This window comes from Streptomyces naganishii JCM 4654, assembly GCF_014650575.1.
Classification (GTDB): Bacteria; Actinomycetota; Actinomycetes; order Streptomycetales; family Streptomycetaceae; genus Streptomyces; species Streptomyces naganishii.
In genome coordinates, this window is the sequence record NZ_BMVF01000001.1 from 538027 (window position 1) to 555830 (window position 17804).

Here is a 17804-nt window from a genome sequence, read left to right on the forward strand (position 1 = left end):
AGGTCAGGGCCCATCCATAAGCAGGGCTTTGCGATACCGCGTGAGAATTCGCGATGGACTATGACTTCGCGGGGCCGCACAGTGGTCCTATGGAGACCTTCGAGACCCTCGTCCGCACCGAGTTCGCCCCGAAGAACACCTACCTGAACACCGCGAGCACCGGACTGCTGCCGGCCCGTACCGTCCAGGCGCTGCGCACCGCCGTCGAGGCGGCCGCCGCCGGACGACCGACCGACATGTTCGCCGACGTGGAGGCGGCCCGCGCCGCCTTCGCCCGGCTCACCCATGTTTCCGCCCGCCGGGTGGCGGCCGGGGCCTCGGTCGCCGTCTACACCGGGCTCATCGCGGCGTCCCTGCCCGAGGGTGCCGAAGTCCTTGCCGCGGAGGGCGACTTCAGCTCCGTGGTGAACCCCTTCCACGTACGCCGGGACCTGAAGGTCCGCAGCGTGCCGCTGGAACAGATCGCCGACGCCGTACGCCCCGGCACCGCGCTGGTCGCCGTCAGCGCCGCACAGTCGGCGGACGGCCGGGTCGCCGACCTGTCCGCCGTCCGCGCCGCCGCCCGCGAGCACGGCGCGCGCACCTACGTCGACGCCTCCCAGGCCGCCGGCTGGCTCGACCTCGACGCGGGCGCCCACGACTACGTCTGCGCCGTCGCCTTCAAGTGGCTGTTCTGCCCGCGCGGCGTCGCCTTCCTCGTCGTGCCCGAAGACCTCGGCGGCCTGACGCCGCTGTTCGCCGGGTGGGTGGCGGGCGAGCACCCCTGGGACAGCTGCTACGGCCCGGTCGAGGAACTCGCCCACTCCGCACGGCGGTTCGACGAAAGCCCCGCCCTCTTCTCCTACGCCGGCGCCCGCCGCTCCCTGGAACTCCTCGAGGAACTCGGCGTGTCCGCCGTACGCGCCCATGACCTCGCGCTGGCCGACCGGTTCCGCGCCGGCCTGGCCTCACTCGGCCGCGAGCCGCTGCCCGCGCCCGGCTCGCCGATCGTCTCCGTACCCGGACTCGGCGGCCGTCAGGGCGAGTTGAGCCAGGCGGGCATCGAGGTGTCGAACCGGGCGGGCAATCTGCGCGCCGCCTTCCACCTCTACAACACCGAGGACGACGTGGACCGCCTGCTGGACGCGCTCGCCGGATGAGCGAACCGAGCGGGGGAGGGGCCTCCGGGCCTCCCGGCCCACACGAGGAGGCCCCCTGCCCGGTCGTCACCCGCCGCTCACCTCACCGGAGTGAAGTCCCGCGCCCCGATGCTGTGTCCTCCGGGGGGCGACCCCCGGGACCCCCGGCAGAGGGCTCACCTCACCGGAGTGAAGTCCCGCGCCCCTATGAACTCCGGCCGCCGTACCGGCGCCGCGAAGGGCTCCACGGCCGTGTTCTCCACGCTGTTGAACACGATGAAGACGTTGCTGCGCGGATACGGCGTGATGTTGTCGCCGGAGCCGTGCATGCAGTTGCAGTCGAACCAGGTCGCCGAGCCGGCCCTCCCGGTGAACAGCCGGATGCCGTGCTCGTCCGCCAGCGAGGTCAGCGCCTCGTCGGACGGGGTGCCCGCGTCCTGCATCTGCAGCGACTTCTTGTAGTTGTCCTCGGGGGTCGCCCCCGCGCAGCCGAGGAACGTCCGGTGCGAACCCGGCACGATCATCAGGCCGCCGTTGGTGTCGAGGTTCTCGGTCAGCGCGATCGAGACGGACACCGTGCGCATGTGGGGCAGGCCGTCCTCGGCGTGCCAGGTCTCGAAGTCGGAGTGCCAGTAGAAACCGCTGGCCCCGAAGCCCGGCTTGACGTTGATCCGGGACTGGTGGACGTACACGTCCGAGCCGAGGATCTGCCGGGCCCGCCCGACGACCCGCTCGTCGCGCACCAGCCGCGCGAACACCTCGCTGAGCTTGTGCACCTCGAAGACCGAGCGGATCTCCTTGGACTTGGGCTCGACGATCGACCGCTCGTCGGCCCGGATCGCCGGGTCGGTCACCAGCCGGTCCAGCTCCTGCCGGCAGACGGCGACCTCGTCGTCGTCGATCAGCTGGTCGACGGCGAGGAAGCCGTCGCGCTCGAAGGCCTGGAGGTCCACGGCCCCGATCGGACCGGGCGTGTCGGGGGAGCCCCACACGACCGGGTCCTGGCGCGGAACGGTCACCTCGGTGGTGCCGCGGGTGGGGTAGAGATCGGTGACGGTGCCGGTCATGCGGATCACACCTCCTCGGGCTCGGTCAGCAGGGGGTAGACGCCGTTCTCGTCGTGGTCCTCCCGTCCGGTGACGGGCGGGTTGAACACGCAGATGCAGTGGAAGTCCTCCTTGACCTTGAGCGTGTGCCGCTCGTGGCCGTCGAGGAGGTACATGGTGCCGGGCGTGATCGTGTACGTCTTCCCGGTCTCCCGGTCGGTCAGTTCGGCCTCGCCCCGGGTGCAGACGACGGCCTCGATGTGGTTCGCGTACCACATCTGCGTCTCGGTCCCGGCGTACAGGATGGTCTCGTGCACGGAGAAGCCGACCCGCTCCTTGGCGAGGACGATGCGCTTGCTCTCCCACGTGCCGGACTTCGACTTGATGTGCCGGTCGGTGCCTTCGATGTCCTTGAACGATCGGACGATCACGGTGCTGTACTTCCTCCTAGCTGGGTGGAACTCGTGGTCAGGCGGTCTCGCGGACGGCGCGCGCCAGGGTGCTCAGGCCCTCGTCCAGCTCCTCGTGGGTGATGGTCAGGGCCGGCAGCAGCTTGACGACCTCGCTCTCCGGGCCGGACGTCTCGATCAGCAGCCCGAGTTCGAAGGCGCGCCGGGCGACCTTCTCGGCGCGGCCCTTGTCGTGGAACTCCATGCCCCACACAAGGCCCCGGCCCCGGTACTCCTTGACGTCGGCGAGGTTCTCCTCGGTGATCGAGATCAGCCACTGCTCGACGAGTTCGCCGCGGGCGCGGGTCTGCTTCTCCATCGCCGACCCGTCGGTCCAGTACGCCTCCAGGGCGGCGGTGGCGGTGACGAAGGCGGGGTTGTTGCCGCGGAAGGTGCCGTTGTGCTCGCCCGGCTCCCACACGTCGAGCTCCGGCTTGAACAGGCACAGCGACATCGGCAGGCCGTAACCGCTGATGGACTTCGACACGGTGACGATGTCCGGGGTGATGCCCGCCTCCTCGAACGAGAAGAAGGCGCCGGTGCGGCCGCAGCCCATCTGGATGTCGTCGACGATCAGCAGCATGTCCTGGCGTTCGCACAGGTCCGCCAGGGCGCGCAGCCACTCGGCGCGGGCCACGTTGATGCCGCCCTCGCCCTGCACCGTCTCGACGATCACCGCGGCCGGCTTGTTGAGCCCGGAGCCCTGGTCCTCCAGCAGCCGCTCGAACCACAGGAAGTCCGGGACCCGGCCGTCGAAGTAGTTGTCGAACGGCATGGGCGTGCCGTGCACCAGCGGGATACCGGCGCCGGCCCGCTTGAAGGCGTTGCCGGTGACGGCGAGGGAGCCGAGCGACATGCCGTGGAAGGCGTTGGTGAACGACACGATCGCCTCGCGGCCCTTCACCTTCCGGGCCAGCTTCAGCGCCGACTCGACGGCGTTGGTCCCGGTCGGGCCCGGGAACATCACCTTGTACGGCAGGTCGCGGGGGCGCAGCACCAGGTCCTGGAAGGTCTGCAGGAACGTGCGCTTGGCGGTGGTCGACATGTCGAGCCCGTGGGTGACGCCGTCGCGCTCCAGGTAGTCGATCAGGGCCCGTTTCAGTACGGGGTTGTTGTGGCCGTAGTTGAGGGAGCCGGCGCCCGCGAAGAAGTCGAGGTACTCGTGGCCGTCCTCGTCGTACATGCGGCTGCCGCGCGCGCGGTCGAAGACGGTGGGCCAGCCGCGGCAGTAGCTGCGCACCTCGGACTCCAGGGTCTCGAAGACGCTCAGGTCGGGCTGGGTGATGGTCACGGCGAATCGCTCCTCGGGTGGGGAGGGAGGGGAAGTGGGCTGAAGCTTGGGGTTCGGCCGGGGCGGGCCGGCCTTCAGAGGGCGACCGGGCCGATGCGGTGGAGGACCTCGGCGTCGTGCGGCCCGTCCGGGAACTGCTCGCCGGCGAACAGCACCTCGCGCTCGACGCCGGCGCCGTGGCGGGCGGCGAAGGAGGCGAAGAGGCGCTCGGAGGCGGTGTTGCCCGGGGTGATCGTGGTCTCCAGGGAGGTCAGCCCGTGCTCGGCGGCGACCCGCTCGGCGAGGGCGTCCAGCATCCTGGCGGCCAGGCCCCGGCCGCGGTGGGCGGCGTCGACGGCGACCTGCCACACGAGGAGGGTGCGCGGGCGGTCGGGCCGCACGTAGCCGGTGACGAAGCCGACCGGCTCTCCGCCGGCGCCGCGCGCCACGACGGAGGTCGCGGCGAAGTCGCGGCACCACAGCAGATAGCTGTACGAGGAGTTCACGTCCAGCGTCCCGGAGTCCTTCGCGAGCCGCCACAGCGCGGCGCCGTCGGCGACCGCGGGGCGCTCGATACGGGGGGCCTCCGGCAATTCGGTGTGAGGGGTTTGCAGGTCTGCTTGTGCGGCAGTCATGCGAATTGAACTTACCGAGCTGAATTGAAAAATGCATCGCGCTCGGGCCTTACGAGAACGCGGTGTCTGTGTTATCGCGCGGGCGCGCGGTCGCGCGAGCACCGCTGTGATGTGGGGGTTTGCCCGTTAATTACTGGGCAAAAAGGATGGCTTTGTGGAGTGCGTCACAACGACATAACCCTCACGGAACCTTCCCGAATCACCCCGCCAGGCGTTTGCGAAATCTCCGTGTTTAGTCATTCGGAAACGGGGCAGAAGAATACGGGCAGCTACCCGAACTGAATTCTGGAATTACCCGTTGTTCAAGCCCCGGTAACCCGTCGATCCGTTTCCGAAGAATGCCGCCGTGCCCATGGGGGCGGGCGTACTCAGGGCCAGACGGTCGCGCCGGCCTCGAGGGCGGACCGGAGGTCCGTCCCGGTACCCAGGGCGGTCAGGGCACTGGACAGGGCCGTCAGGCAGGCGTCGACCGTTTCGCGGGTGGCGGCGGGGCCGTAGTGGTTGACGCGGACCATCTCCTTGGCGAGGGCGCCGCCGCCCGCCGCCAGGGGGAGGGACGGGTCGGTCTCCAGGGCGCGGGCCACCAGCTCCGAGGCCGTGATGTGCGGCGGGGTGCGCAGGGTGGTGGCGACGGGGGCCGCCTCGCGGTCGTCGTGCACGTACGGCTCCAGCCCGCCGCCCAGCGCCCGTACGCCCGCCCGGGTCGCCGCCGCCGCGGACCGGTGGCGGGCCATGACGGCCTCGGCGCCCACCGACTCGATGCGCTCCAGGCACGCCTCGAGCGCCAGCATCTCCAGCTGGGCCGGAGCGTGCGGCAGCGCGCGCCGGCCGGCGTCCGTCCAGCGCTCCTTCCAGTCCAGCAGGGACAGGTAGGAGCGGCGCGGGGCGCGCGGATTGGCCGCCATCCGGGCCCAGGCCCGCTCGCTCACCGACACCGCCGACACCCCGGCGGGACCCCCCATCGCCTTCTGCGCCCCGATCACGCACAGGTCCACGCCCCACGCGTCCGGTAGCACCGGCTCTGCGCCGACCGAGGCGACGGCGTCCAGGTAGAACAGGGCGCCCCGCTCCCGCGCCACCTCGCCGATCTCCCCGACCGGGTTGGTGTTGCCGGTCGCCGCCTCCGCGTGCACCAGCGACACGAAGTCGATCTCCGGGTGTGCGGCGAACGCCTCCCGCACCTGCTCCGCCGTCACCGCCGTGTGGTAGGGCACCGCCAGGTCGACCACCGTCGCACCGCAGTCCCGCAGCCAGTCCCCGAAGGTCTGGCCGTACGGTCCCGTGATCACGTTCAGCGCCGTCGTGCCCGGGCCCGCCGTGCCGCGGATCGCGCTCTCCAGTGGCAGCAGCGCCTCACCCTGCATGATCACGACGTCCTGCTCGGTGCCCAGCAGCCGCGCCACCCGGTCCTCGATCGAGGCGAAGCGGGCGGCGCTCAGCGGGGCGAGGTCCAGGAAGGGGTGGGTCACGGCGGTGCTCTCTCCTGCGGTCGTGGGTAGACCCTCCGAGAGTAGTCGGCGGCGGACCCACCCCCTCCACGGGCAACTTCTTAGGCCGGCCGCTCGTCCGACCATCGGAATGGTTTGAGACACTCAAACATATCCTTATAATCGGAAGCCGCGCACGACCGTGCGTCCCCATAGCACCACCCCCGTCCCCCACAGAGAGGTCGCCCCGTGATCACGCTCTCCGGCCGCCGGGCCCGCATTCTGGCCGCCACCACCGCCGCGGCCGCCCTGGTCGTCGTGGCCGGCTGCACGTCGAGCGGCAACGGCGGCACCAAGACGGCCGCCGGCGGGGTCGAACTAGCCAAGGCCGGCCAGCTCACCACCTGCACCCACCTGCCGTACCCGCCCTTCCAGTCGGAGATCGACGGCAAGGTCCAGGGCTTCGACGTCTCGATGATCGACCTGGTCGCCAAGAACCTCGGCGTGAAGCAGCAGATCCTCGACACGCCGTTCGAGAACTTCAAGACCGGCGCCTTCCTCAACTCCGGCGAGTGCGACCTGGCCGCGGCCGGCATGACGATCACCCCCGAGCGCAAGAAGCACGTCGACTTCTCCGACCCGTACTTCAACGCCACCCAGGCCCTGCTCGTCGCCAAGAGCAGCGGCATCACCTCGCTCGCCGACGTCAAGGCCAAGGGCAAGAAGCTCGGCGCCCAGGCGCAGACCACCGGCGAGGACTACGCGAAGAGCAAGGGCTACGACCCGGTCTCCTTCCACTCCTCCGACGCCGTGCTCAACGGCCTGCGCACCGGCCAGGTCCAGGCCGTCGTCATCGACTACCCGGTCGTCCAGGGCTGGCTGAAGGACAAGGCCAACGCCGCCGCCTTCCAGATCGCCGCCAACATCAACACCGGTGAGCAGTACGGCTTCACGGTCAAGAAGGGCAACACCAAGCTGCTCGCCGCCATCAACAAGGCGATTGCGGACGCCAAGGCCGACGGCACGTACAAGAAGCTGTACGAGCGGTGGATCGGCCCCTACGACGCCGCCGCGGCCTCGCCCGCCGCGGCCTCGCCCTCCGCCTCATGACCGACACCGACGTACAGCTCCAGCCCCGGAAGAAGGGCCTGACGCGCCGTCAGAAGCGCAGGCTGTCGCGCGGCGCGCAGTACGCCGTCTTCGCCGCCGCCGTGATCGCCTTCGCGCTCTCGGCGGACTGGGGACGGCTGCAGAACCAGTTCGCCCAGGTGGACATCGCCCAGCGGATGTTCCCCGAAGTGATCACACTGGCGCTGAAGAACACCGTGCTCTACACCCTGTCGGGGTTCGTCTTCGGCCTGGTGCTCGGCATGGTCGTCGCGCTGATGCGGCTGTCCTCCGTCGGCCCCTACCGCTGGCTCGCCGGGGTCTACATCGAGATCTTCCGCGGCCTGCCCGCGCTGCTGATCTTCATCTTCGTCGGCGTGGCCGTGCCGCTGGCCTTCCCCGGCACCCAGATCGTCGGCGGCACCTACGGCAAGGTCGCCCTCGCCCTCGGCCTGGTCTCCGCCGCGTACATGGCCGAGACCATCCGCGCGGGCATCCAGGCCGTGCCCAAGGGCCAGATGGAGGCCGCCCGTTCACTGGGCTTCTCGCCCGCGCGGGCCATGGTCTCCATCATCGTCCCGCAGGCGTTCCGGATCATCCTCCCGCCGCTCACCAACGAACTCGTCCTGCTCTTCAAGGACTCCTCGCTGGTGCTGTTCCTCGGCGTGACGCTCCAGGAGCGCGAACTGTCCAAGTACGGCAACGACCTGGCCAGCACCACCGCCAACTCCACGCCGATCCTCGTCGCCGGCCTGTGCTACCTGCTGGTCACGATCCCGCTCGGCTTCGTCGTGCGCCGCATGGAGTCCAGGTCGCAGGAGGCGATCCGATGAGCCGCCCCGAGATCGTGATCCGGGACCTGCACAAGTCCTTCGGCGACAACGAGGTGCTGCGCGGCATCGACCTGGAGATCGGCCAGGGCGAGGTGGTCTGCGTGATCGGCCCCTCCGGCTCCGGCAAGTCCACGCTCCTGCGCTGCGTGAACCTGCTCGAGGAACCCACCAAGGGCCAGGTCTTCGTCGGCGGCACCGAACTCACCGACCCGGACGTCGACATCGACGCCGTGCGCCGCCGTATCGGCATGGTCTTCCAGCAGTTCAACCTCTTCCCGCATCTGACCGTCACCGAGAACCTCACGCTGCCGCAGCGCCGGGTGCTGCGCCGGGACAAGGCGAGCGCGGCCCGTGTCGCCGCCGAGAACCTGGAGCGCGTCGGCCTCGCGGAGAAGGCGGACGCCCACCCCTCCTCCCTCTCCGGCGGACAGCAGCAGCGGGTGGCGATCGCCCGGGCGCTCGCCATGGGCCCGGAGGTGATGCTCTTCGACGAGCCGACCTCCGCGCTCGACCCCGAACTGGTCGGCGACGTCCTCGCCGTGATGCGGATGCTGGCCCGCGAGGGCATGACGATGATGGTCGTCACCCACGAGATGACCTTCGCCCGCGAGGTCGCCGACCGGGTCGTCTTCATGGACGGCGGAGTCGTCGTCGAGGACGGCGCCCCGGAGCAGGTCATCGGCGCCCCGCGCCACGAGCGCACCCGCCACTTCCTCTCCCGCCTCCTCGACCCGGCGATGGCCGAGGTGGAGGAGGGCGCCGGGGACCGCCCGTCCCAGGGCGAGGGGTAGCTCACCAGGGGCCTTGCTTTCCGGAGGGGAGGCCGGGCGCCTAGGGTGCGGTCCATGAGCGATCAGGTGCTGCACGTGAAGGGGCGGGTCCTCGCCGGGCCGGACGAGGACCGGGTCCACGACGAGTTGTGGGTGGTCGGCGGCCGGATCTCCTACGAGCGTCCGCCCGGCGCCCGGGACGTGGCGACCGTCGAGGGCTGGGCGCTGCCCGGCCTCGTCGACGCGCACTGCCACGTCGGGCTCGACGCCCACGGACCCGTTCCGGACGACGTCAGCGAGAAGCAGGCGCTCACCGACCGGGACGCCGGCACCCTGCTGATCCGCGACGCCGGATCGCCCTCGGACACCCGCTGGATCGACGACCGCGAGGACCTGCCGAAGATCATCAGGGCGGGGCGGCACATCGCCCGCACCCGCCGCTACATCCGCGGCTACGCCCACGAGGTCGAGCCCGCCGACCTCGCCTCCTGCGTCGCCCGGGAGGCCCGGCGCGGCGACGGCTGGGTCAAGCTGGTCGGCGACTGGATAGACCGCGACCTCGGGGACCTGTCGGCCTGCTGGCCGCGCGGGGCGGTGCAGGAGGCGATCGCCGAGGCGCACCGTCTGGGCGCGCGGGTGACCGCCCACTGCTTCGCCGAGGACTCGCTGCGGGATCTGGTCGAGGCGGGCATCGACTGCGTCGAGCACGCCACCGGGCTGACCGAGGAGCTGATCCCGCTCTTCGCCGAGCGGGGGGTCGCGATCGTGCCCACGCTCGTCAACATCGCGCTGTTCCCGCGGCTCGCGGACGGCGGCGAGGCCAAGTACCCGCGCTGGTCGGCGCACATGCGCAGGCTGTACGAACGGCGCTACGACACCGTGCGCGCCGCGTACGACGCCGGCATCCCGGTGTACGTCGGCACCGACGCCGGCGGCACGCTGCCGCACGGGCTGGTGGCGGGGGAGGTCGCGGAACTGGTCAAGGCCGGCATCCCGCCCCTGGAGGCCCTGTCGGCGACGACCTGGGCCGCCCGCGCCTGGCTCGGCCGGCCCGGCCTGGACGAGGGCGCCCCGGCCGACCTGGTGGTCTACGAGGAGGACCCGAGGGCGGACGTACGGGTGCTGGCGGCGCCGCGGCGGGTGGTGCTGAACGGGCGGATCACCGGCTGAGGGGGAACACCCGTACCGGTCACGTCGGACCAAATCGAAAGCCAGGCCGGAAACCCCCCGATGGAGTGAAGTAACCGAGGATCGCTGACCGTTCACCCACAGTGCGTAATCCTTGCCGGGTCCCGAGCATTCACTCCTGGGGGTCCCATACCTTGAACGGCCACAACTTCCGTATGCCCGCGCGCCGTTGCGCGACCGTCGCCGCGGCCACCGTCCTGGCCGCCGGGCCGGTGACGCCGGCCATCGCGCATTCCGGGCACGCGAGCGCGGACCACGGCCGCGCGAGCGCCACCGTGCTGCGCACCGGGCTCGACGTGTCCCTGCTGAACAGGGAGGTCGACGTCCCGCTGACCGTCACCCTCGACGAGGTGCGGGCGCCGCGCAGCGCCGGGCGGACGGCGCTGAGCGCGCGCCTGGACGGCGTGAACGGCGGGCAGCCGTTCAGCGTGCTGCGCGCGGACGTGGCGAAGGCCGACGCGACGGTGACGGCGGGCCGGTCCGAGGGCACGGTGAACCTCACGCACGCGCGAGTCCACCTGCCCGGGCTGCCCCTGCTGTCCGTCATCGAACTCGACCAGGTCACCGCGCGGGCCACCTGCGAGGCGGGCAAGGCCCCGGTCGCGGTGGCCGACGTGCCGGGCGCGGTGACCGTGCTCGGCAAGAAGGTCACGCTGAGCGCGGGCGGGCCGACGCATGTGCGGGTGCCGGGGGTCGGCGAGGTCCGCCTCGACCTGTCCAAGCGGGAGACCACGTCCCGCACGGCGGCGGCGACGGCCCTGCAGCTCACGGTCAGCGTGAACCCGCTGAAGCTGAACGTGGCGCAGGTCGAGGGCACCCTGACCCTCGCGAACGCCACATGCGAGACGCCGTCCCCGACGCCCACGGCCCCGGCAACGGCCGCCCCCACGACGGCCGCTTCCACGACGGACGTGAGGCCCCAGGGCGCCCCGGCCGCCAAGTCCGACCTCGCCGAAACAGGCGGCAGTTCTCTGACGCCCTACCTCGCCGGAGGCTCGGCAGTCCTCCTTACCGCAGGAGGAGCAGCAGCAGCGGTAGCCCGCCGCAGGCGGGGCTGACCTTCCCACCCACCTCGCCGGATGAACGGCCTGGGGTTGGGTCGCGGGGACGGGTGCTGTGGCCGTTGGGGGGCTGGGGCACAGGTCGTGGGCCGTGGGGCGTGGTGGTTGGGGCTGCAGGTCGTGGGGCCTGGTGGTTGGGGGTGCAGGGGCGTAGTCCCCGCGGGGGTCTGAGGGCACAGCCCCGGGGGTGCAGGGGGCGTAGCCCCCGCGGGGGTTTAGGGGCACAGCCCCGGGGACCTGGGGGCGTAGCCTGCGCGGGGGGCTGGGGGCGCAGCCCCCGGGGAGGACTGGTCGCCTACCGAGGCGGGTGGGTGGGTAAACCCCTGGGGGGTCTGGGGGCGCAGCCCCCAGGGGGTTCCTCCCGGGTTACCGAGACGGGCGGGTGGGTGGGCAAGGACGTAGCGCCGACCGCAAAGCCGTCGCGAACGCGGTCACCACCTCCGGCCCCCGCACCGCCAGACGCAGCCACTCCGCCCCCAGCCCGGGGAACGTGTCCCCCCGCCGCACCGCGTGGCCGAGGGCGCGCAGGCGGTGCCGTACCGCCGTCGCCTCGGGGACGCGGACGAGGACGAACGGGCCCTCGGGCGGCTCGACCACCCGCAACCCCTGCCCCGCGAAAGCGGACAGCGCCGACACCAGGTGGGCCCGCTCCACCGCGACCCGCCGCGCGGCCTCCTCCGCCTCCGCCAGCGCCCGGGGCGACACACACGCCCGCGCTGCCGCCAGCGCCGGCGTGGACACCGGCCACAACGGCTGCGCACGCTCCAGCTCGGCGATCACCTCCGGCGCGGCCAGCACGTACCCGATCCGCAGCCCCGCGAGCCCCCACGTCTTGGTGAGGCTGCGCAGCACGACCAGCCCGGGCACGTCCGTCCGCCCGGCCAGCGCCTCCCGCTCACCGGGCACCGCGTCCATGAAGGCCTCGTCCACGACCAGCACCCGCCCGGGACGGGCCAGCCCCGCGACCGCCTCCGCGGGATGCAGCACCGACGTCGGGTTCGTCGGGTTGCCGATCACCACCAGGTCCGCGTCCTCGGGCACCGCCGAAGGATCGAGGCGGAAGCCGTCCTCCTCGCGCAGCAGCACCCGGTCCACCGTGTGCCCGGCGTCCCGCAGCGCCGCCTCCGGCTCGGTGAACTGCGGATGCACCACCACCGGCCGCCGCACCTTCAGCGCCCGCGCCAGCAGCACGAACGCCTCCGCCGCACCCGCCGTCAGCAGCACCCGCTCCACCGGCAGCCCGTGCCGCGCCGCGACCGCCGCCCGCGCGGCCCGCCCGTCGGGGTAGGCGGCCAGCGAGTCCAGCGACCCGGCGATCACCTCCCGCAGCCACGCCGGGGGAGTGCCCGCCCGTACGTTCACCGCGAGGTCGACCAGCGCCGACCCGCCGCCGCGCACCTCGGCGTCCCCGTGATGGCGCAGGTCGTGCCCGTCCGCGCCGGCGTCCTCAGTGCGCATGCGAGTGGGTGTGCCCGCCGTGCTGGTGGTGCCCGTGGTGATGGCCCCCGTGGCCTCCGTGCTCCCCGTGCTCCCCGTGGTGATCGCCGTGCCCGTCGTCGTCCGGGTGGAAGTGCGGCTGCTGCGGCAGCCCCACCTTGTCCTCGAAGCCGGGCAGCGCGACGCGGTACACGCACGAGTCGCAGTTCATCCGCAGGTCGCCCTTGACCGCCTCCGCGTACCGCTCCATCACCAGGTCGAGCAGCTCCGGCTCCGGGCCGATGACGTCCGCCGAGCGCACCTCGGTCTCCGGGTGCGCGGCCGCCCACTCCCCGGTCTGCCGCCGCACCCGGTCGGGGAGTATCCCCGTGAACAGGAAGTACGGCAGTACGACGATCCGCCGCGCCCCGAGCCGCGCGCACCGGTCGAGACCGCTCGGCACGTCCGGCGCGGCCAGCGACACGAACGCCGTCTCCACGCCCGCGTACCCGCGTCCCTCCCACAGCAGCCGCGCCGCCTTGAACACCTCGGCGTTGGCGTCCGGGTCGGTCGAACCGCGCCCGACCAGCAGCACGGTCACGTCGGACCGCTCCGCGTCCGTGCCCCGCAGCGCCTCCTCCAGTCGCCGCTCCAGCACCCGCAGCAGCGCGGGGTGCGGGCCGAGCGGACGGCCGTAGGCGTACGAGATCCCCGGGTGCCGTTCCTTCTCGCGGGCCAGCGCCGCCGGGATGTCGCCCTTGGCGTGCCCGGCGGACACCAGCATCAGCGGAACCGCCGCGAAGCGCCGCACGCCCCGCTCGACCAGTTCGGCGACCGCCTCGCCGAGCGGCGGCGGGGACAGCTCGATGAAGCCGCCCGCGACGGGCAGTTCGGGGTGGCGGCGCCCCAGCTCCCGTACGAAGTCGCGGAACGCCTCGGCCCCGGCGTCGTCGCGGGTGCCGTGGCCGGCGATGAGCAGGGCGGGCGGCGGCGGGGTGGTCACAGGGTCTCCTCGGACGGGTCGTTGTGCGAAGTGGGGTGGTACAGCAGGGCGTTGAGCGCGGCGGCGGCGACCGCCGAACCGCCCTTCTCGGACACGTTGCTCACTGCGGGCAGTCCGCTCTCGCGCAGCGCGGCCTTGGACTCGGCCGCCCCGACGAAGCCGACGGGCAGGCCGACGACGAGCGCGGGGGCGGCGTCCAGCCGCAGCAGCTCCTCCAGGGCGGTCGGGGCGCAGCCGATCACCCACAGGGCTCCGGGGCCCACGTCCTCGTAGGCGAGCCGGATCGCGTGCGCCGAACGCGTCAGCCCGGGCCCGGACCTGGCGTCCCGCAGCCGGCAGACGCTCTCGCGCCGGGTGATCCCGGCCGCGACCATCTCCACGTCCACGACGACCGGCGCCCCGGCATGCAACTGGGCGTGCGCCTCGACCAGTTCGGCCTCGTCCATCACGAGGTCGCCGGCGTAGGAGAGGTCGGCGGAGGAGTGGATCACCCGCTCCACCACCGCCCGGGTCAGCGGCGGGAAGTGCGAGGTGTCCAGGCGGGCGCGCAGCCGCCGGAACGACTCCTGCTCGATGGGATGGACCACACGGTTCACCGGGCCTCCTCCGGACGGGTGTCCTGCCAGCGGTAGCCGCGGGGCGTCACCATGCGCCCCGCGATCTCACGGGTCGCCGTGTTGCCCACGGTGACGACCGTCATCATGTCGACCGTCGCCGGGTCGAGCCCGGCCAGCGTGGTGAGCCGGCTGGTCTCGTCCCGGCGCGAGGCGTTGCGCACCACCCCGACCGGCGTGGCCGGCTCCCGGTGCCCGGCGAGGATCGCCAGCGCCTTGGGCAGCTGCCAGTCGCGGCCGCGCGAGCGGGGGTTGTAGAAGGTCACGACGAGGTCCGCCTCGGCCGCCGCCCGCACCCGCCGCTCGATGACCTCCCACGGCGTGTGCAGGTCGGAGAGGCTGATGGACACGTGGTCGTGCCCGAGCGGCGCGCCGAGGACCGCCCCGGCAGCGAGCGCCGCCGTCACCCCCGGCACCCCGACCACGTCGATGTCGTCGGAGGCCTCGGCGAGCGCGGGGGAGGCCATGGCGTACACGCCGGCGTCCCCGCTGCCGATCAGCGCGACCGCGTGCCCCGCGCGCGCCTCGGCGACCGCCGTGCGGGCCCGCTCCTCCTCGGCGCCCAGCCCGGACTCGAGGATCCGGGTGCCGGGGCGCAGCAGGTCGCGGATCTGGTCGACGTACTGATCGAGCCCCACCAGCACGGAAGCGCGCCGCAGTTCGGCCTCCGCGCGCGGGGTCAGGAGGTCGCGGGCGCCCGGCCCGAGCCCGACCACGGCGAGCCGTCCGCGCACCGGCCGCCGTACGACCGCGCAGGTGGCCATGGCGGGCGCGCCGTCGGCGCGCTCCGACTTCCGCTTCGGCACGAGGAGTTCGCCGCCGCCGGCCAGCGCGGCGGCCTCGGCGACCGACGGCGTGCCGACGGCGTCGAGCGGCGCCCGGGACGGGTTGGGCACGGTCACCGCGGCCAGTTCCCGGGCGGAGTACGTCACCAGGGGCACGCCGAGCCGCTCGGCGGCCGCGATCAGGCCGGGCTCACCGGACTTGGCGTCGACGGTGGCCAGCCGGGCCACGGAACGCGCCGACAGCCCCGCCCCCCGCAGCGCGCCCTCGACCAGCCCGAGCACCTCCTCGGCGGCGACCCCGCGGGAGGCGCCGACGCCGACGACGAGGGACGGCGGCCGCAGCACGACCTCGCGCGCACCGGGCTCGACGGCACGGTCGGTCACGCGGACCACGGGAGCGCCCTGCGCCGCCTCCCGCCCCGCCGACGGCAGCACAGGCAGTGCGGGCAGCGGCCACGCCACATCCGCGTCCAGGACGACCGGCCCGCCGTCCAGCAGCGCCCGCGACACCCCGGCCACGTCCCCCTCCACGGGCAGCCCGAGCGTGTCGAGGCCGGCCAGGCCGGCGGAGTCCGTCGCCGTGGTCACCACCGGCTCGGCGTCGAGCAACCGGCCGACCTCGGCGGCGAGTTCGTTGGCGCCGCCGCCGTGCCCGCCGAGCAGCGACACCGCGAACCGGCCGCCCTCGTCGACGCACACCACGCCCGGGTCGGCCGCCTTGCCCTCCAGCAGCGGCGCGACCAGCCGCACCACCGCTCCCGTGGCCAGGAAGCACACGAGCTGCTCGCACTCGGCGAACGCGGCCCGTACGGCGTCCCCCACGGGACCCTCGTACACCCGCGTACGGTCCGGCCAGGCGGCCGCCAGCCGGCTTCGCGCAGCCGCCCCCGCCGCGGTGGCGGAAATGAGGCCGATCACTGGGCAACTCCTTCTGTGCGTGCCGGGGGCCGTACGCCCCACAGCAGGAAAACGGGATTGGCCGCCGCCAGCCGGGTCACGTCCCCCGGCAGCGGCGCGAGCCGGGACGACTGCAGCAGCACGCCGTCGCAGGCGAACCCGGCGGCGGTGAGCGCCCCGCGCGCGGCCGGCACCCGGTCCAGCGCGGCCATCGCGACGACCACGGTCCGCCGGGCCCGCCGCGCGCACGCGGTGACGATCGCGGGCAGCTCGCGCCCCCCGCCGCCGACGAACACGGCGTCCGGGTCGTCCTCCAGCGCGTCCAGCGCGTCGGGCGCCGTGCCGTGCACCACGGTCACGTCGACCCCGTGGGCGTCCGCGTTGGCGCGCACCCGCCCGGCGCCGTCCGCGGTCTTCTCCACGGCGACGACGGCCGCGCCGAGCCGCGCGCACTCCACGGCCACCGCGCCGGACCCGGCGCCGACGTCCCAGACCAGATCGCCGGTTCGCGGGCCGAGCCGGGCCAGTGCCAGGGCGCGCACCTCGAACTTGGTGATCATCGAGTCCCGGTGCGCGAACGCGCCCTCCTCCAGCGCCCACCCGGAGGCGGGCGCGGGCTCGGGCCCGGCGAGTGTCCGTACGGCTCCGAGGGCGCGCGCCGGATCCAGGCACAGCACGACGCTGACGGCGGCGCCCCAGTCGCGGGCGGCGGCCTCCGCGGGCGTGACCCGCTCGACGCGCTCACGGCCCGGATCGCCGAGCGAGGACGCGACGACCAGCTCACGGCCGGGCGAGGTGCGCGCCAGCGCGGCCCCCAGCTCGGCCGGGCCGGCCCCCGGACCGGTCAGCACGGCGACCTTGGGGTGGGCCCGGCACACGTTGACGGCCGTGCGCAGCTCGCGCCCGTGCGCGCTCACCACCACCGCGTCGTCCCAGGGCAGCGCGAGCCGCGCGAAGGCGGCGGCGACGGAGGAGACCCCGGGCCGCACGTCCAGCCGCCGCGGCCCGAACCGCTCGGCAAGCGCCCGTACGATCCCGAAGAACCCGGGGTCCCCGGAGGCGAGCACGACCACGCGCCGCCCCTGGTCGAGGTACCGCTCGACGACGTCCAGGGCGGGCGCCAGCGGGCCGAGGACCACCCGCTCGGCCCCCTCCGGCACCCCGGCGGCCTCCAGATGGCGCCGCCCGCCGACGACGAGCCCGGCCCCGGCGAGCAGCTCACGCTCCGGCGGCGCCGCCCCGGTGCCCGTGCCGACGACCGTGATCACGTGCTCGCACCCCGCGCGCGCAGGGCCCTGCGGGCCTCGGGGTCCGCCTTGCGGTACCCGTGGAAGTGGCCCGGGTGGTACAGGTGCGAGCGGGTGCCGTGCGCGTCCAGGGCCGGGCCGACCAGGAACAGCGTGTGCTTCCAGAGCTTGTGCTCCTTGACCGTCTCCTCCAGCGTGCCCACCGTGCACCGCACGACGAGCTCCTCCGGCCAGGTCGCCTGGTACGCCACCACGACCGGCGTGGACGTCGGGTAGCCGCCCTCCAGCAGTTCCCGCACCAGCTGGCCGCTGCGCGCCGCCGACAGGAAGATCGCCATGGTGGTGCCGTGCCGGGCGAACTCGCGCACCTCCTCGCCGGGCGGCATCGGCGTCTTGCCGCCGCCGAGCCGGGTCAGCACCACCGACTGCGCGACCTCCGGGATGGTCAGCTCGCGCCGGGCCAGCGCGGCCACCGCCGAGAACGCCGACACGCCGGGCACGACCTCGGTGTCGACGCCGAGCTCGGCGCACCGGTCGAGCTGCTCCTGCGTACCGCCCCACAGCGCCGGGTCGCCGGAGTGGATCCGGGCGACCTTCAGCCCTTCCCGGCGGGCCCGCTCGTAGACGGCGACGACGTCCTCCAGGGACATGGCCGCCGAGTCCAGGATCTCCGCGCCCTCGCGCGCGTGTTCGAGCACGTCCGCCTGGACCAGGCTGGCCGCCCAGATCACGACGTCGGCCTCGGCGATCGCTCGCGCGGCGCGGAACGTCAGCAGGTCGGCGGCGCCGGGGCCGGCGCCGACGAAGGTCACCTTGCCGGTGGGGGCATCGGCCGTGGGGGCCATGGGGTCGGATCCTTCCGTACGGAATGTCATGGTGTGTGGCGGTCGTGCAGGGGCCGGATGTGCGCGAACAGGGGTTGATCGGATAGCAAGGGC

At 73.3% G+C, this 17804-nt stretch carries 17 protein-coding genes; 6 read left to right on the forward strand and 11 right to left on the reverse strand.

From position 1 onward, the window contains the following. The first annotated feature begins 53 nt into the window (after nucleotides 1–53). Entirely contained in the window at nucleotides 54–1139 is a 1086-nt protein-coding gene (locus IE217_RS02420; RefSeq protein WP_190175983.1) for an aminotransferase class V-fold PLP-dependent enzyme, read from the forward strand. A gap of 155 nt (nucleotides 1140–1294) precedes the next feature. Here the strand turns inward: IE217_RS02420 and thpD are convergent, their stop codons facing one another. From thpD to IE217_RS02445, 5 genes are all read right to left on the reverse strand, one after another. Beyond that, nucleotides 1295–2185 carry an ectoine hydroxylase gene (thpD, locus tag IE217_RS02425; protein ID WP_190175984.1) on the reverse strand — a complete coding sequence of 297 codons (891 nt, stop codon included), beginning with the start codon at nucleotides 2183–2185 and terminating at the stop codon, nucleotides 1295–1297. A 5-nt stretch (nucleotides 2186–2190) separates the two neighbouring features. Beyond that, nucleotides 2191–2595: an ectoine synthase gene (locus tag IE217_RS02430; protein ID WP_190175985.1), complete on the reverse strand. Its 405-nt coding sequence runs from the start codon at nucleotides 2593–2595 to the stop codon at nucleotides 2191–2193. Between the two features lie 37 nt (nucleotides 2596–2632). Next, a complete protein-coding gene (gene ectB, locus IE217_RS02435; protein WP_190175986.1) occupies nucleotides 2633–3904 on the reverse strand; it encodes a diaminobutyrate--2-oxoglutarate transaminase in 1272 nt (423 codons plus the stop codon). A gap of 74 nt (nucleotides 3905–3978) precedes the next feature. Continuing rightward, the gene (gene ectA, locus IE217_RS02440; RefSeq protein ID WP_190175987.1) at nucleotides 3979–4518 is read right to left on the reverse strand and encodes a diaminobutyrate acetyltransferase; all 540 of its coding nucleotides are present in this window, start codon (nucleotides 4516–4518) and stop codon (nucleotides 3979–3981) included. 368 nt (nucleotides 4519–4886) lie between these two features. Next, on the reverse strand, nucleotides 4887–5987 hold the full coding sequence (locus tag IE217_RS02445; protein ID WP_190175988.1) for a pyridoxal-phosphate-dependent aminotransferase family protein: 1101 nt from the start codon (nucleotides 5985–5987) through the stop codon (nucleotides 4887–4889). Nucleotides 5988–6194: 207 nt separating this feature from the next. Here IE217_RS02445 and IE217_RS02450 point away from each other — a divergent pair, with 207 nt between their 5' ends. From IE217_RS02450 to IE217_RS02470, 5 genes are all read left to right on the forward strand, one after another. Continuing rightward, entirely contained in the window at nucleotides 6195–7055 is an 861-nt protein-coding gene (locus IE217_RS02450) for an ABC transporter substrate-binding protein (RefSeq protein ID WP_190175989.1), read from the forward strand. Next, on the forward strand, nucleotides 7052–7885 hold the full coding sequence (locus IE217_RS02455; RefSeq protein ID WP_190175990.1) for an amino acid ABC transporter permease: 834 nt from the start codon (nucleotides 7052–7054) through the stop codon (nucleotides 7883–7885). Before IE217_RS02450 ends, IE217_RS02455 begins: the two co-directional genes overlap by 4 nt. Continuing rightward, nucleotides 7882–8676, forward strand: a complete 795-nt coding sequence (locus IE217_RS02460; protein WP_190175991.1) for an amino acid ABC transporter ATP-binding protein — start codon at nucleotides 7882–7884, stop codon at nucleotides 8674–8676. The genes IE217_RS02455 and IE217_RS02460 overlap by 4 nt, the downstream gene beginning before the upstream one ends. A 54-nt stretch (nucleotides 8677–8730) precedes the next feature. Then, nucleotides 8731–9825: an amidohydrolase family protein gene (locus IE217_RS02465; protein WP_190175992.1), complete on the forward strand. Its 1095-nt coding sequence runs from the start codon at nucleotides 8731–8733 to the stop codon at nucleotides 9823–9825. Nucleotides 9826–9977: 152 nt separating this feature from the next. Beyond that, nucleotides 9978–10901, forward strand: a complete 924-nt coding sequence (locus IE217_RS02470; RefSeq protein WP_190175993.1) for an SCO1860 family LAETG-anchored protein — start codon at nucleotides 9978–9980, stop codon at nucleotides 10899–10901. Nucleotides 10902–11270: 369 nt separating this feature from the next. Here IE217_RS02470 and cobC read toward each other — a convergent pair whose 3' ends face one another. Genes cobC through cobM form a run of 6 tightly spaced genes read right to left on the reverse strand, consistent with a single transcriptional unit; the run spans nucleotide 11271 to nucleotide 17711 of the window. Beyond that, nucleotides 11271–12362 (reverse strand): Rv2231c family histidinol phosphate aminotransferase CobC, encoded by a 1092-nt coding sequence (cobC, locus tag IE217_RS02475; RefSeq protein ID WP_190175994.1) that lies wholly within the window; start codon nucleotides 12360–12362, stop codon nucleotides 11271–11273. Beyond that, nucleotides 12352–13323, reverse strand: a complete 972-nt coding sequence (locus tag IE217_RS02480; RefSeq protein ID WP_190175995.1) for a sirohydrochlorin chelatase — start codon at nucleotides 13321–13323, stop codon at nucleotides 12352–12354. Before IE217_RS02480 ends, cobC begins: the two co-directional genes overlap by 11 nt. Further along, the gene (locus IE217_RS02485) at nucleotides 13320–13919 is read right to left on the reverse strand and encodes a precorrin-8X methylmutase (RefSeq protein ID WP_190175996.1); all 600 of its coding nucleotides are present in this window, start codon (nucleotides 13917–13919) and stop codon (nucleotides 13320–13322) included. Before IE217_RS02485 ends, IE217_RS02480 begins: the two co-directional genes overlap by 4 nt. Further along, complete coding sequence (cobJ, locus tag IE217_RS02490) at nucleotides 13916–15640, reverse strand: precorrin-3B C(17)-methyltransferase (RefSeq protein ID WP_190175997.1); 1725 nt, start codon at nucleotides 15638–15640, stop codon at nucleotides 13916–13918. The genes IE217_RS02485 and cobJ overlap by 4 nt, the downstream gene beginning before the upstream one ends. Further along, complete coding sequence (cbiE, locus tag IE217_RS02495) at nucleotides 15637–16887, reverse strand: precorrin-6y C5,15-methyltransferase (decarboxylating) subunit CbiE (protein WP_190175998.1); 1251 nt, start codon at nucleotides 16885–16887, stop codon at nucleotides 15637–15639. The genes cobJ and cbiE overlap by 4 nt, the downstream gene beginning before the upstream one ends. Beyond that, nucleotides 16884–17711 (reverse strand): precorrin-4 C(11)-methyltransferase, encoded by an 828-nt coding sequence (cobM, locus tag IE217_RS02500; RefSeq protein ID WP_190175999.1) that lies wholly within the window; start codon nucleotides 17709–17711, stop codon nucleotides 16884–16886. The genes cbiE and cobM overlap by 4 nt, the downstream gene beginning before the upstream one ends. Between the last annotated feature and the right edge of the window lie 93 nt (nucleotides 17712–17804).

What these genes read in the sequence shown, in the direction of transcription:
- IE217_RS02455 (WP_190175990.1), top strand. Translation starts at nt 7,052, where the DNA reads ATGACCGACACCGACGTACAGCTCCAGCCCCGGAAGAAGGGCCTGACG.
- IE217_RS02420 (WP_190175983.1), top strand. Translation starts at nt 54, where the DNA reads ATGGACTATGACTTCGCGGGGCCGCACAGTGGTCCTATGGAGACCTTC.
- cobC (WP_190175994.1), bottom strand. Translation starts at nt 12,362, where the DNA reads ATGCGCACTGAGGACGCCGGCGCGGACGGGCACGACCTGCGCCATCAC.
- cobM (WP_190175999.1), bottom strand. Translation starts at nt 17,711, where the DNA reads ATGGCCCCCACGGCCGATGCCCCCACCGGCAAGGTGACCTTCGTCGGC.
- IE217_RS02465 (WP_190175992.1), top strand. Translation starts at nt 8,731, where the DNA reads ATGAGCGATCAGGTGCTGCACGTGAAGGGGCGGGTCCTCGCCGGGCCG.
- IE217_RS02460 (WP_190175991.1), top strand. Translation starts at nt 7,882, where the DNA reads ATGAGCCGCCCCGAGATCGTGATCCGGGACCTGCACAAGTCCTTCGGC.
- thpD (WP_190175984.1), bottom strand. Translation starts at nt 2,185, where the DNA reads ATGACCGGCACCGTCACCGATCTCTACCCCACCCGCGGCACCACCGAG.
- ectA (WP_190175987.1), bottom strand. Translation starts at nt 4,518, where the DNA reads ATGACTGCCGCACAAGCAGACCTGCAAACCCCTCACACCGAATTGCCG.